Here is a 14,910-nt window from a genome sequence, read left to right as displayed (position 1 = left end):
TCGTTACTCCGCTGTCGACGGTCCGCATCGATGATGCGGCGCACCTCCGGGCCCAGCGCCGAGGCACTCACCCGAATTCCAGTGCGAAATCGTCGATTTCGGACTGGTCGAGGTCGCTCAGCGTCAGATCGGAGGGAGTGAAGCCACCGGCGTCGTCGCGCGCGGCGTGGTCGGCGAGCGCACACAGCGCCGCGACCCAGCCGTGCGCCAACTCGGCGACGACGGACGCCGGCACGACCCCGGTGGCGTAACCCCACGTCGCGCGGAGCACCGGTCCGGCCGGCGTCTCCTCGGTGACGGCGCCGACCTCGATCGCGTGGCTCACCGGCATCGCCTCGTCGGTGGTGCCGCCGAGCACGCCGGCCTCCGGAGCGGCCGTCCACGGTCCGCCGTCCCCCTCGCCGAGGGTCAGCCGGCCGAGATAGTTGAACCCGATCTCCGGTGCCGGTGCGGCCCCGAGTTCGGTCCCGGACTCGGGATCGAGATGGCGGAGCATGCCGAACCCGATTCCGTTGTCGGGGATCTCCCGCAACTGTTCCTTGACGAGCTTGAGCGCCACCCCGGCGCAGTCGCCGCCGGCGAACGCCTCGGCGAGATCCACCCCGGAGACGTCGAGGCGGACCGGATACAGGCTGGTGAACCAGCCGACGGTGCGGGACAGGTCGGCGCCAGGAACCACCTGTTCCTCGCGTCCGTGCCCCTCCCGGTCCACCGGGACCGCCCCACCGCCGCACACCCGGCCCACCGTCAGCGCCAGCGCGGTGAGCAGCACGTCGTCGACGCCGGCGCGGAAGCGCTCCGGCACCGTCGTCAGCAGCGCCTCGGTCACCGACGCCGGGACCTGCACCTGCACCCTCGAGACCGTCACCATCGTGTCGCGCGCGGGATCCACCCGCCGCCCCGCGATCCGCACGCACCCGGCCGGTTCGAGGGCGCGGCGCCACAACCCCAGTTCGCCGCGCCGCGCCGGAACCTGGTCGAGCAGCCCCCGCGCCCACGTCCGCAGCGGCGTTCCCCCGCCGGCCGGTTCGGTGCCCTCGCACGCGACGGCCAGGTCCGGGACCAGGATCCGCCACGAGACCCCGTCGATCACCAGATGATGCACCACCACCAGGATCCGGCCCGGACGCCCTGGGCCGGCGTCGAAGAAGACCACCCGCATCATGTCACCGGTCTCGGGATCCAGGGCGGCACAGGCGACGTCGGTCTCCTCGGACAGCACCGTCGAGCGGGACCGCTCGTCGAGTCCCCGGACATCCACCCGCGTGACGAGCGTGGCCGGATCGACGGCGTCCGCGGCACGGACGTCGAATGTCCTTGCCGCCGGATCGAACACGGTACGCAAGGCGTCGTGCACCGCGAGCACCCGGCCCACCGCCGCGACCAGGGTGCCGAGGTCGACCCCGACGGGCGCGTGCAGGAGGCGGGACTGGGCGAATCCCCGGTAGGGGCCGCCGCGGTCGAGGAGGTCGTGCACGATCGGGGTCGCCGGGACGAGACCCAGGGCGGCGGTGCGTTCCGTCTCGTCCGGTGCCGTGTCGACCTGCACGATGCGGGCCAGGCCCGCCGGGGTGCGGTGCTCGAAGACGTCGCGGGCGGCGAAGCGCAGTCCCGCCGCCCGGGCTCTCGACACGAGCTGGATCGAGACGATGGAATCACCGCCGAGGGAGAAGAAATCGTCGTCGGGTCCGATCGTGTCCAGGCGCAGCACCTCCGCCACCACCGCGCACAGGCGCCGCTCGAGGTCGTTCGCCGGGGCCCGGGACGCCCCGGCGGGCGCGAAGACCGGGGCGGGCAGCGCCCGCCGGTCGACCTTACCGTTGGGGGTGACCGGGAACTCGTCGAGCACCACGATCGCGGCCGGCACCATGTGCTCGGGCAGACTACGGGACACGTGCTGCCGCAACACTTCCGGATCTGCTCCGGCGCCGGTGACGTACCCGACGAGCCGGCGGCGGCCCGGCTCGTCCTCCCGGGCCACGACCACGCAGCCCGCGACCGCCGGGTGCGCCGACAACGCGGCCTCGATCTCGCCGAGCTCGATGCGGAACCCGCGGATCTTGACCTGATCGTCGCTGCGGCCGAGGTACTCGAGCACCGGACGGTCGCCGCCCGCGTCGATCCACCGCACCCGATCTCCGGTGCGGTAGAGCCGGGCGCCCGCAGCGCCGAACGGATCGGCCACGTAGCGGGCCGCACTCGGCCCGGGGCGGTTCAGGTAGCCGCGGGTGACGCCGGGCCCGCCGACGTACAGCTCTCCGGCCACGCCCGCCGCGACGAGGCGCAGACGGTCGTCGAGCACGTACACCCGGGCGCCGTCGATCGGCGCCCCGATGTGCGGGCGCGCCCCGCGGATCTCGGCGACCGTGGCGTCGACCGTGCATTCGGTGGGGCCGTACATGTTCAGCGCCCGTACCCCGTCGAACGCGCCGAGCGCCGACCACAGGTCCGCGGACACGGCCTCGCCGCCGACGGCGAGCAGGCTGGGACGGTGCGGCGCCGCGGGCTCGCACAGGCCGGCGGCGAGCAGTTCGGTCATGAGCAGCGGTACGCAGTCGACGGCGTCGATGCGGTGGGTGCGCACGTAGGCGACGGTGGCGGCGGCGTCGGCGAGCAGGTCGGCGTCCGGCAGGTACAGGGTGTGCCCGGCGAGCATGGACAGCAGCGGGTCGATCGAGGAGTCGAACGACAGCGCGTAGCTCAGCAGCACCCGCAGCGGCCGGTCCTCCGCGCGGCCGACGGTCCGGCGCCGCTGGGTCGCGACCAGGTTCACGACGCCGCGGTGCGGCACCACGACGCCCTTGGGGAGCCCGGTCGAGCCGGAGGTGTAGACGACATAGGCGGCCCCGTCGCCGGAGACTGCGCCGAGATGCTCGCCCGGCTCGAGCGGGGTGTCCGGGAGCGTGGGGTCCACCGCGGCGAGCGCGGCCTCGTCGAGGACGAGGACGGGCCTCGAGTCGGCGAGCATGTGTTCGATGCGCTCGGCCGGGTACCCGGGATCGATCGGGACGTAGGCGCCGCCGGCCTGCCACACCGCGAGGGCCGCGACGATCGCGTCGGTGCCGCGCGGCAGCATCAGCCCGACCACCGTCTCGGGTCCCACGCCGCGGCGGATCAGGTGCCGCGCGAGCCGACTGGTCCGGGCGTGCAGTTCCCCGAAGGTGAGCGTCCCGGTGGCGGTGACCAGCGCGGTCGCGGTCGGGGTGCGCCGCGCCTGGCGGGTGAACAGCTCACCCAGGGTGTCCACGCCGACGTCTTCGACGTCGTCCATACATACGTACGGGCTGCCGGAGCAGAGACGGTCGCGCTCGTCGTCGGCGAGCAGGTCGAGCGCGGACAGCCGGGTCCGCGGATCCCTCGCGAGCGCCGCGAAGGCGCGCACCACGCGGGCGGCGAGCGCATCGGCGGTGGCCGCGTCGAACAGGTCCCGCGCGTACTCCACCCGCACTCGCAGGCCGTCGCCCGCGTCCTCGACCACGTCGAAGGTCAGGTCGAACAGGGCGGCGCCGGTGTCGACGGTGGACACCCGCGGTTCCAGGCCGGCGAAGGCGTCGACGACCGGCGGGGTGCGGTGCTGCACGAGCACCTGGAACAGCGGGTGCCGGCCGGCGCTGCGGGAGGGGTTCAGGGCCTCGACCAGCCGGTCGAACGGCAGGTCCTGGTTCGCGTAGGCGTCGAGGTCGGTGCTGCGGATCCGGGCGAGCAGTTCGGCGAGCGTGGGATCGCCGGACAGGTCCGTCCGCAGAACCACCATGTTGACGAAGAACCCGACGAGGTCGTCCAGTTCGGCGGCGGGGCGGCCCGCGGTGGGCGAGCCGATCGGGATGTCCTCCCCCGCGCCGCTGCGCGCGAGGGCGACGGCGACGGCGGTGTGCACGAGCATGAACATCGTGGCGCCCGCACCGCGCGCGACGGCCCGCAGCGCATCGGCCACGTGCGGCGGTACCAGCCGTTCGACCGTGCCGCCCGCGAACGTGGCTGTCGCGCCGCGGGGCCGGTCGGTGGGCAGGTCGAGTTCCTCCGGCATCCCGTCGAGCCGGGCGCGCCAGTAGTCGAGCTGGCGGGCGGCGAGTCCGTCGCCGTCGCCGAGGATCTCGCGGTGCCACACCGCGAAGTCGGCGTACTGCACCGGCAGCGGCGCCGGCGTCCAGGAACTCCCGGCGGCCGCGGCGGCGTAGGCCGCGCCGAGCTCGCGCAGCAGGATCGGGGCGGACAACTCGTCGGCGGCGACGTGGTGCACGAGCACCAGCAGCACGGCCTCCGCGGATCCGCCCTCGAAAAGCATCACCCTGATCGGGATCTCGCGTTCGAGGTCGAACACGTGCCGCGCCGCGGCCGCCACCGCCGCGTCCAGGTCGGCCCCCGCGACGGTGCGGGCGGTGAACGGCACGCCGGGTGCGGCGAGCACGCGCTGCATGCCGACGCCGTCGTGGTCCTCGAGCACGGTGCGCAGGACCTCGTGCCGGTCCAGCACCGCGCGCACCGCTTCGTGCAGCGCCGCCGGATCGGGGACGCCGCGCAGGCGCAGCGTCAGCGGGACGTTGTAGGTCGGGCTCGGGCCCTCGAGCCGGAACTGGAACCACAGCCGCTGCTGCCCCGCCGAAAGCGGTGCACGGTCGCCGCGTTCGACCGGACGCAGCGGGATCCGCAGGGCCGCGGCATCGTCGGGGCACTGCGCGGCGAGCCCCTCGACGGTCGGGTGGTCGAAGACGGTGCGGATCGGCAGTTCCACGCCGAGCGCGTCGCGGACCTTCGCGATCAGCTTGGCCGCCGCGAGGGAGTGACCGCCGAGGAGGAAGAAGTCGTCGTCGACGCCGACGGTGTCGAGGCCCAGGACGTCCGCGAACACCGCGCACAGCACGCGTTCGCGTTCGGTGGCGGCCGCGCGGCCGCCGACGAGGGCCCCGAAGTCCGGTTCCGGCAGCGACGTGCGGTCCACCTTCCCGTTGGAGGTGAGCGACAGCGCGTCGAGGAACACGAACGCCGACGGCACCATGTGCGCCGGCAGCCGCCGCGCCACGAGCTCACGGGCCGCCGCGGGGTCACCGTCGCCGCCCACCAGGTAGGCGACGAGCCGCGCGGTGCCGGTCGCGTCGGGACGCGCCACGGCGACGGCCCGCGCGACGCCGGGCAGCTCCTGCAGCGCCGCCTCGACCTCGCCGAGTTCGACGCGGAAGCCACGGATCTTGACCTGGTCGTCCCGGCGGCCGCGGTAGACGAGGTGGCCGTCCGCGGTCCACCGCACCACGTCGCCGGTGCGGTACATGCGGCTTTCGCTGTCGCCGAACGGGTTCGCCACGAACCGCGCCGCGGTCGCGCCGGGCGCGCCGAGGTAGCCTCGCACCACGCCGGGGCCGGCGACGTACAGTTCGCCGTCCACGCCCTCCGGGACCGGATTCAGCGCGGCGTCGAGCACGTAGGCGCGCAGGTTCGCCACCGGCCGGCCGATCACGGGTTCCGCCGCGTCCCCCACCTCGGCGACGAGGACGTCGACGGTGCCCTCCGTGGGGCCGTAGAAGTTGAACGCGGCGCCGTCGCGCTCACGCAGACGCCGCCACAGGGCGTCGGTGACGGCGTCGCCGCCGAAGCCGAGCGTCGGCACGGTACCGGCGGGCAGCAGGTCGGCCTCGACGATCTGCTCGAGTTGCGCGGGCGACAGTTCGACGAAGTGCCAGCCCTCGCTGCCGGCGAGTTCGGCGAGCCGGTGCGGGTCCCGCTGGGTGGCCTCGTCGACGATGCGCAGCTCGTGTCCGTCGAGCAGCCACAGATGCGGGCCCCACGAGGCGTCGAACGCGAACGACCAGGCATGCCCGACCCGCAGGCGGTCGCGGCCGGCCTCGGCGCGGGCACGGGAGAAGACGCGCTCGCGGTGGCTGTGGAACAGGTTGACGGCGCCGCGGTGCGGGACCTCCACGCCCTTGGGCCGGCCGGTCGAACCGGAGGTGTGGATGACGTAGGCGACGTCGAGCTCGTGCAGCGGGCGGCCGCGTTCGGCGCGGGTCAGCGGCTCGGCGTCGTAGCCGGACAGGTCCAGCCCGTCGAGGTTCACCGGATCGGGCAGGCCCGCGGTGCAGGAGATCTCGGCGATACGTGCGGCGCCGTCGCCGCCGGTGAGCACGACACCGGGTACGGTCTCGGCGAGCACGTGGGCGAGCCGCTCGGCGGGATGGTCGGGGTCCAGCGGAACGCACGTGGCGCCGGCCTCGAGGACGGCGAACAGCGCAACCAGCGTGTCGGCGCGGCGCGGCAACGCGACGGCGACGCGCCGCTGTGGGCCGAGCCCGCGGCTCAGGAGGTGACGGGCGAGGCGGCGCGAGCGCGCGGCCAGTTCGCCGAAGGTCAGGGCGGTGGCGGCATCGCGCACCGCGGGTGCGTCCGGGTCACGGGCCACCTGCGCGGCCAGCAGGTCCGGCAGCGTGAGGTCCGTCGGCACCGGCAGGTCGTCGCCGCTGCGCTCGACGAGGAGGCGGCGGCGCTCGCCGGCGCCGAGGATCTGCAGCCGGGCCAGCGGCCGGTGCGGATCGGCGAGCGCGGCGATTTGGGTGAGGAGCAGTTCGAGACGGCGTGCGTGCCGCGCGAGGTCGTCGGCGGTGTAGGCGTCGGCATCCGCGTCCACCCAGACCTCGAGGCCGCCGGTGTGGTCGAGCGGCCGCACGGTCACCATGAAGTCCTGCAGCGGGCCCCGGGCCACGGAGTGCACCGCGGCGTGCAGGTCCGCGAAGCGCAGCCGGTCGCCGAACGGTTTGACGTTGACGGACGGTCCGACGACGCCCCGGGAGCCCGCGGGCAGGCGCAGGTCGTTCTGGATGTCCTCCCCGCGGTAGCGGTGGTGCGGGCGGCAGTCCGCCACGGCGGCACGCACCTCGGCGACGAGATCGGCGAGAGTGCGGGCGGGTTCGGGACGCAGGCGCAGCGGCACGACGTTGACCGCGGACATCGGCACGGTCGTCGCGGCGCTGCCGAGCCGGTTCATCACCGGGAATCCCACGATCACGTCGCCGCGTCCCGTCGCGGCGCGCAGGAACGCGGCGACGGCGGCGGTGACGACGTCGCCCCAGCTCGCGCCGGTGGCCTTGCCGATCCGCGAGAGCCCTTGCTGCTGTACGGCGGTCAGGGTCAGGCGCACGCCGCGGCAGCGGACGGCGATGCCGCCGGGACCGTCGGCGAGGGTCACGGCGTCCTCGGCGCCGTCGAGGTAGCCGGCCCAGAAGTCCCGGTCGGCGGCGAAGTCCGCGGACGCGCGGTAGGCGGCTTCCTCGGCGACGACGGGGGCGAGTGGGGCGAACCTGGCCGGTGGGACCGGCAGCCCGAGCACGTCGGCGGTGTAGCGTTCGGCGATGCGCCGGGTGAGCAGGCCGAAGCCGTAGGCATCGATCACCAGGTGGTGGATGCACAGGTAGAGGACGGCGTGCCGGTCGCCGAGGCGGAGCACGGCGGCGCGCAGGCACGGCTCGCGGGCGGGATCCAGCACGCGCGTGTGGTCGCCGGCCATCCAGCGCCGGGCGGCCGCCTCCGGGTCGGGCTCGCGGCGCAGATCGACGACGGCGGGCTCCGGCGCCTCGTGCGCGCCGGGACGGATGAGGACCGATCCGTCGGCCTCCACGGCGAAGGCCGCGGTGAGCACCTCGGCTTCGGCGACGGCCTCCCGGACCGCCCGCGTCACCGCGGCGACGTCGACGTCGCCGCGGAGTTCGACGCATTCCGCGGTGTTGAAGACGGGGTTCGCGGGGTCGAGCTGCTGGGCGAACCATACGCCGGACTGGGCCCGCGTCAGCGGAAATGCCGAGGTCGACGGGCCGGACGTGGGCACGATCGATCCCCTTTCTACGGTCGAATTCGACTGTGCCGTATCGCATCACGAGAGGTGAAGCCGGTCCGGCGCGAAACGTGACGATACCAAAGGTTAGGCTAACCGTATATGTTCTGCTGGGTCGGGTGCACGGCACCGCGACCGTCCCTGTCACCACTACGAGAGGTCTGCGCACATGCAAGCACCGGCCGTCGCCGCGCCCGGCACCGCCGCCCCGCGGCAGATCGGCACCGCCGCCCCGCGGCAGATCGGCACCGCCGCCCCGCGGCAGATCGGCACCGCCGCCCCGCGGCAGATCGGGTCCGCCGCCCCGTTCGTGCTGTCGCGTCCGCACGGCACCGTCGTGGCGGAGGGCGTCGACGCCCGGTTCGCCTCGGCCGGCGAGGCCGCGGCAGCGCTGCGCGCCGGCTCGGTGGCCGCCGTCGTCGGCGCGCTGCCGTTCGCACCCGACCACCACGCCGCCCTCACCGCTCCCGTCGCGCTGCGACACCAGCCGGACCCCGTCGGGGACGTCACCGTCGCGCTGCCGCCGGTGCGGATCGCCGCGACGCTGCCCACCGAGGACGAACACCTCGACCGGGTGGCCACGGCGCTGCGGCAACTGCGCGACCCGGCCGACGACCTGGCGAAGGTGGTGCTGGCCCGCGCGCTGCTCCTGCGGGCGGACGCACCCGTCGACCCGGCGTCGCTGCTCGCCCGCCTGGCCGGAAACGACCCCTCCGGCAACGGATTCGTCGTCGACCTCACCGCCGCCGGGGGACCGTGGACCGGCCGACACCTCGTCGGGGCCAGTCCCGAGGTGCTCGTCCGGCGCCGCGGCGACCTCGTCACGTGTCATCCGCTCGCCGGTTCGGCGCCCCGGCACCCGGACCCCGAGGTCGACCGGCGCACCGGCCGGCGCCTCGTCGCGTCGGAGAAGAACCTCGCCGAGCACGCCCACGTCGTCGACGCCCTGCGTGCGAGCCTCGAACCGCTGTGCACCGACCTCGACATCCCCGGGTCGCCGACCCTGACGAGCACCCGGCAGCTCTGGCACCTGGGCACCCCGATCTCGGGCCGGTTGCGGGACCGGTCGGTCACCGCCCTCGACCTCGCCCTCGCCGTGCATCCGACCCCCGCGATCTGCGGCACGCCGACCGCCCCCGCCCGGGCGCTGATCCAGGAACTGGAGGGTGACCGCGGTTTCTACGCCGGCGCCGTCGGCTGGGCCGACCGGGACGGCGACGGCGAATGGATGGTGACGATCCGCTGCGCCGTCCTCGACGCCGACGGCACCACGCTCACGACCCACGCGGGCGGCGGCATCGTCGCCGGGTCGGATCCGCTCGACGAACTCGCGGAGACCACAACGAAGTTCGGCACGGTGCTCGAGGCGCTGGGGGTGCGGCGGTGAGCCGGTCCGTCACCCTCGTCGTCGGCGCCGCCCAGGGCATCGGCCGCGCCACCGCCCTGACCCTCGCGAAGGCCGGGCACCGCGTCGTCCTCGCCGACCGCGATGTCGACGGCCTCGCCGAGACCGCCGCGCTGCTCGACGTGGCCGCCCCCGTGCACGGTCTCGACGTGTGCGACGCGGCCGGCGTCGCCGAGGCGGTCGCACGAGTGGAGGCCGAGCACGGGCCGGTCGACGCGCTGGCCCACGTCGCGGGCGTCTTCACCACCGGGTCGGTGCTCGACTCCGATCCCGCCGAGTGGCAGCGGATGTTCGACGTCAACGTCACCGGCCTGATCAACGTGCTGCGCGTCGTCGGTCGCGGGATGCGCGAGCGTCGCCGCGGGGCGATCGTCACGGTCGGCTCCAATTCGGCGGGTGTGCCCCGCGCCGGAATGGGCGCATACGGCGCGTCGAAGTCCGCCGCCCACATGATCGTTCGTGTGCTCGGCCTCGAGCTGGCCCGGTTCGGGGTCCGCGCCAACGTCGTCGCCCCGGGCTCCACGGACACGGCGATGCAACGGTCCCTGTGGCCGGATCCGGCCGACGACGCGGGCGCCCGCACCGCGATCGACGGCGACGCCGCCTCGTTCAAGGTGGGGATTCCGCTGGGCCGCATCGCCGACCCTGCCGACATCGCCGACGCCGTCGAGTTCCTGCTCTCCGACCGTGCCCGCCACATCACCATGCAGACCCTGTACGTCGACGGCGGCGCCACGCTGCGCGCCTGAACCGGATCGAAAGGAACTCCGTGACGATCGCCGCCACCCGGACTCCCCTGGCTGCCACCGCCGGCTACCCCCAGGAGTTCGCGGAACTCTACCGCGCCGCGGGCTACTGGACGGACGAGACGTTCGTCCGGTTCCTGTCCGTGCGGGCCGACCGCCACGGCGAGCGCGTCGCCGTGGTCGGCCGTGACGCCCGCGGCACCGAACGCCGCCTCACCTACCGCGAACTCACCGGCGCCGCGGACCGGATCGCCACCGGGCTCGCGGCCGCGGGCGTCCGGCCGGGCGACCGGGTGCTGGTGCAGCTGCCCAACATCGTCGAGTACACCGAGGTGGTCTTCGCGGTGTTCCGGCTCGGTGCGCTGCCGGTGTTCGCGCTGCCCGCGCACCGCAGCGCCGAGATCGGGTACTTCTGCCGGTTCACCGACGCCGCCGCGTACGTGATCGCCGGCGAGCACGGCGGATTCGACTACCGCGGCCTGGCCCGGCAGGTGTGCACGAACCTCGACCGTCCGCCGGTCGTGGTCGTCGCCGGCGACGCCCGGGAGTTCACCCCGCTCGACGCGCTGCGCGAGCACGAGCCGGGCGAATTCGCCGATGTCGAAGCGGAATCCGTCGCCTTCCTGCAGCTCTCGGGCGGCACCACCGGAACCCCGAAGCTGATCCCGCGCACCCACACCGACTACCTGTACTCGGTGCGCGAGTCGGCCCGCATCTGCGGCGTCGACGCCGGCACCCGGATGCTGGTGGTACTGCCGGCGGCGCACAACTTCCCGATGAGCTCACCCGGGATCCTCGGGGTCCTGCACGCCGGCGGCACGATCGTGCTGGCGCCGGACCCGAGCCCCGACACCGCCTTCGCGCTGATCGAGCGCGAGCGGGTCACCATGGCGTCGCTCGTGCCCCCGCTCGCACTGGCGTGGCTGTCGGCGCGGCCCCGTATCGACCGGGACCTGTCGTCGCTGCAGGTCCTGCAGGTGGGGGGCGCGAAGTTCGGCGCCGAGGCGGCCGCGCGCGTGACGCCCGAACTCGGCTGCACCCTGCAGCAGGTGTTCGGGATGGCCGAGGGCCTGGTCAACTACACCCGGCTCGACGACCCCGAGGCCACCATCGTCGGCACCCAGGGCCGGCCCATCAGCCCGCACGACGAGATCCGGGTGGTCGACGACGCCGACCGTCCCGTCGCCCCGGGCGCGACGGGCCACCTGCTCACCCGCGGTCCCTACACGATCCGCGGCTACTACGACGCGCCCGGGCACAACGCGTCGGCGTTCACCGCCGACGGGTTCTACCGCACCGGTGACCTCGTGCGGCTGACCGAGGACGGCTACGTCGTCGTCGAGGGCCGCGCGAAGGACCAGATCAACCGGGGCGGCGAGAAGATCGCCGCCGAGGAGGTGGAGAACCACCTGCTCGCCCACCCCGGGGTCCTGGACGCCGCGGTGGTGGCCGTGCCCGACGCCTACCTCGGGGAGCGCACGTGTGTGTTCGTCGTCGCCGACGGCGAGGCCCCGAAGGCCCCGGCGCTGAGGACCTTCCTGCGCGAGCGGGGCCTGGCCGCGTACAAGATCCCCGACAAGGTGGTCTTCGTCGACACCTTCCCCCGCACCGGTGTGGGCAAGACCAGCCGCGCCGGACTGCGTCGCGCGCTCGCCGCCACCCTGCAGCACTGATCCCGACTCCGCTCGACCACAGAAAGCGAATCCTGCGATGGCCCTGCCGAAGTCCGTGTCCTATCCCCTGCCGACCGACCTGCCCGCCAACACCGTCGACTGGACCATCGACCCGGGGCGGGCGGTACTGCTCGTGCACGACATGCAGGAGTACTTCGTGCGGGCCTTCGACCGCGCGGCGGATCCGCTGGCGACGGTGGTCCCGAACATCGACGCGATCCGGCGGTCGGCGTACGAGGCGGGCATTCCCGTCGTCTACACCGCCCAGCCCGGCGACCAGGATCCGGCCGAGCGGGCGCTGCTCACCGATTTCTGGGGTCCCGGCCTGGCCGACGATCCGGCCCTGACGTCCGTCGTCGCCGACCTCGCGCCGCGCGAGGACGACGTGCAGCTCACCAAGTGGCGCTACAGCGCGTTCATCCGCACCGACCTGCGGGAGCGGATGCGCGCGTGGGGCCGGGACCAGCTCGTCGTCACCGGCGTCTACGCCCACATCGGGTGCCTGAGCACCGCGCTGGACGGATTCATGCAGGACGTGCAGGTCTTCGTCGTCGCGGACGGCGTCGCGGACTTCTCCCGGCGCGAGCACACCGAGGCGCTGCACTACCTCGCGGCGCGGTGCGCCGCCGTGGTGCCGGCGGCGGACGCGGTGCGGCGCCTGCGCACCCGCGTCCTCTCGGTGTCCGGCTGATCCGCGGGGAGCGCCGCTTACACGCCGACTTCCTGCGGTTCCGTGCGGGCCGCGAGCGCGGCGTATCTGCCGCCGCGGGCGAGCAGTTCGTCGTGGCTGCCCTGCTCCACGATGCGGCCGCGGTCGAGGACGACGATCGTGTCGGCGTCGCGGATCGTCGAGAGGCGGTGCGCGACGGTGAGGGTCGTGCGGCCGCGGCGGGCCGCGTCCAGGGCCTGCTGCACCGCGCGTTCGGTCTCGTTGTCGAGCGCGCTCGTCGCCTCGTCGAGCACCAGGATGCGCGGGTCGCGCAGCAGGGTGCGGGCGATGGCGAGGCGCTGCTTCTCGCCGCCGGAGAAGCGGTGTCCGCGCGCCCCGACGACGGTGTCGTAGCCGTCCGGCAACGAGGACAGGAGCTCGTGGATGTGCGCGGCGCGGGCGGCCTGCTCGATCTCGGCGTCCGTCGCGTCGGGCTTGGCGTGGCGCAGGTTCTCCCGGACCGTGGCGTGCAGCAGGTACGTCTCCTGGGAGACGACCCCGACCAGGCTCGCGATGTCGGCGAGCGGAAGGTCGCGCACGTCGACGCCGTCGATCGTCACCCGCCCCGACGTGGGGTCGTACAGCCGCGCGACGAGCGACCCGAGAGTCGTCTTTCCCGAACCTGTTTCGCCGACGAGAGCGACGTGTGAGCCGGCGGGCACGTCGAGGGTGATGCCGGCCAGCGCGTCCCGGTCGGCGCCGTCGTAGCGGAAGCGGACGTCGTCGAACCGCACGGCGCCGGCGATCCGGTCGAGGTCGAGCCGCACCGGGTTCGCGGGTTCGCCGATCTCGACGGTCAGGTCGAGGTATTCGAAGATGCGGCTGAACAGCGCCAGCGAACCGGTGACCGACACGCCCACGTCGAGCAGGCTCATCAGCGGCCGGAACAGGGTGGCCTGCAGGCCGGTGAAGGCGACGAGGGTGCCGATGGTCATCCCTCCCGACGTCGCGGGCAGGCCGGCGACGAGGTAGAGCAGGGCGGGGATGGCGGCGAAGACGATGTTCATCGTGGCCATGCGCCAGCGACCGGACAGCTGGGAACGGACCTCGAGGTCGGCCAGTTCGGTGGAGGTGCGGGCGAAGCGTGTCGACATGGCCGGGCCGGTGCCGAGGGTCTTACCGAGCAGGACGCCGCTGAGCGAGAGACTCTCCTCGATCTGGGTCTGCATGTCGGCGAGGCGACGCTGGCGCACGGCGGTGATCTCGCGGCGCATCAGGGCGACTTTGCGGGTGAGCCAGATCGCCGGCGGCAGCACCAGCAGGGACAGCAGCGACAGCCGCCAGCTGAGCACCGCCATCGCGACGGCCGTGCCGACGACGGTGGTGACGTTGGCGGCGATCGAGGTGGCGGTGGAGGTGACGACGTTCTGCATGCCGCCGATGTCGTTGGTCAGGCGTGACTGGATCTCCCCGCCGCGGGTGCGGGTGAAGAAGCCGAGGGACTGCCGTTGCAGGTGGTCGAACACGCGGGTGCGCAGGTCGTGCATGACGTGCTGGCCCACCGTGGTGGAGATCCACGTCTGCACCACCCCGAGGATCGAGGCGACGACGGTGACGGCGAGCATCGCGCCGACGGCGCCGAGCAGCAACGGCACGTCCTGGTCGGGAATCGCGTGGTCGATGAGGGTGCGGACGAGGAACGGGTTGGCGAGCGTGATCACCGACGACACCACGATGAGCACGACGACGAGCGCGACCTGCCAGCGGTAGGGCGCGAAGAGCGCGCCGATGCGGCGCACGCTCACGGGGGATTCCTCGAGCTGGGCGCGGTCGCGCGGGTCGGGCTTGGCGTGCCGCATCGGTCCCGGCCCGCCGCCGGGCGGAGGCTGCATCATGCCCATCACCTCCTTCGTGAGGCACGAAACGTACTTGTTGAGGTTGCCTCACTAAGAGGCAGCCGTCAAGTGAGGTATGATCCGCATCATGTCCGACGCCCCCACCGACCCGGCGCTGCGCGACCTGCTGATGACGGCCACCCGCACGCTGCGACGCCGCTGGCACGCCACCCTCGTCCCGTGGGAACTGTCCCCGCACGAGCACCGCGCGCTGCACGTCGTCGGCCACTCCGCTCAGCCGCTGCGCCTCGGCGACGTCGCCAAGGCGCTGCGCATCGCGCCGCGATCGGCCACCGAGGTGATCGACCGGCTCGAGGCCCGGGGCCTGACCCGTCGCGTCGCCGACCCCGCCGACCGTCGCGCCGTGTGCGTCCACCTCACCGACGAGGGCCGTCGCATCGCCGCCGAACTCGACGCGGCCCGCGACACCGAGGCCACCGAGTTCTTCGCCCACCTCGACGGCCCCGAGCGCACCGAACTGGCCCGCCTCCTCACCAAGCTCGCCGACGGGTGACTCCCGCGACGAGGGGGAGGTTGTTGTGGCAACGTGCGAGTGGCGTGCCCGACAACCGCCCCCTCGGCGCGACAACCTCCCGCTCGGATCTCACGTTCCCCGCCCGACGGGCAGGAGTGGACCTGGGGGCCCGACGCCGCCACCCAGACCGTCACCGGATCCGCCCTCGACTTCTGCCGGCTGGTGACCCAGCGGATCCACCGGGCCGACAC

The 14,910-nt window shown here is 73.7% G+C and carries 7 protein-coding genes and 1 pseudogene; 6 read left to right on the top strand and 2 right to left on the bottom strand.

From position 1 onward, the window contains the following. Positions 1–67 precede the first annotated feature (67 nt). Positions 68–7,810 (bottom strand): non-ribosomal peptide synthetase, encoded by a 7,743-nt coding sequence (locus G6039_RS03320; RefSeq protein ID WP_043801508.1) that lies wholly within the window; start codon positions 7,808–7,810, stop codon positions 68–70. A gap of 175 nt (positions 7,811–7,985) precedes the next feature. Between G6039_RS03320 and G6039_RS03315 the strand changes: the two genes are divergently transcribed. From G6039_RS03315 to G6039_RS03300, 4 genes are read left to right on the top strand one after another with little or no spacing between them, the layout of a single operon-like run. Continuing rightward, a complete protein-coding gene (locus G6039_RS03315; protein ID WP_206530700.1) occupies positions 7,986–9,203 on the top strand; it encodes an isochorismate synthase in 1,218 nt (405 codons plus the stop codon). Then, on the top strand, positions 9,200–9,970 hold the full coding sequence (locus tag G6039_RS03310; protein ID WP_029541311.1) for a 2,3-dihydro-2,3-dihydroxybenzoate dehydrogenase: 771 nt from the start codon (positions 9,200–9,202) through the stop codon (positions 9,968–9,970). Before G6039_RS03315 ends, G6039_RS03310 begins: the two co-directional genes overlap by 4 nt. A 20-nt stretch (positions 9,971–9,990) precedes the next feature. Then, the gene (locus tag G6039_RS03305; RefSeq protein ID WP_029541308.1) at positions 9,991–11,640 is read left to right on the top strand and encodes a (2,3-dihydroxybenzoyl)adenylate synthase; all 1,650 of its coding nucleotides are present in this window, start codon (positions 9,991–9,993) and stop codon (positions 11,638–11,640) included. 37 nt (positions 11,641–11,677) lie between these two features. Continuing rightward, a complete protein-coding gene (locus G6039_RS03300; RefSeq protein WP_029541306.1) occupies positions 11,678–12,331 on the top strand; it encodes an isochorismatase family protein in 654 nt (217 codons plus the stop codon). Positions 12,332–12,348: 17 nt separating this feature from the next. Here G6039_RS03300 and G6039_RS03295 read toward each other — a convergent pair whose 3' ends face one another. Then, positions 12,349–14,184 (bottom strand): ABC transporter ATP-binding protein, encoded by a 1,836-nt coding sequence (locus G6039_RS03295; RefSeq protein ID WP_029541303.1) that lies wholly within the window; start codon positions 14,182–14,184, stop codon positions 12,349–12,351. Between the two features lie 76 nt (positions 14,185–14,260). Here G6039_RS03295 and G6039_RS03290 point away from each other — a divergent pair, with 76 nt between their 5' ends. Beyond that, positions 14,261–14,698, top strand: a complete 438-nt coding sequence (locus G6039_RS03290) for a MarR family winged helix-turn-helix transcriptional regulator (protein ID WP_037200505.1) — start codon at positions 14,261–14,263, stop codon at positions 14,696–14,698. 69 nt (positions 14,699–14,767) lie between these two features. Then, positions 14,768–14,910 (top strand): annotated as a pseudogene (locus tag G6039_RS30435) (wyosine base formation domain-containing protein); the annotation flags it as partial.

The sequence above is a fragment of the Rhodococcus aetherivorans genome, from assembly GCF_011058165.1.
Lineage (GTDB): Bacteria > Actinomycetota > Actinomycetes > Mycobacteriales > Mycobacteriaceae > Rhodococcus > Rhodococcus aetherivorans.
The sequence above is the reverse complement of the archived record's forward strand: the minus strand, read 5'-3'. Positions and strand labels throughout refer to the sequence as shown.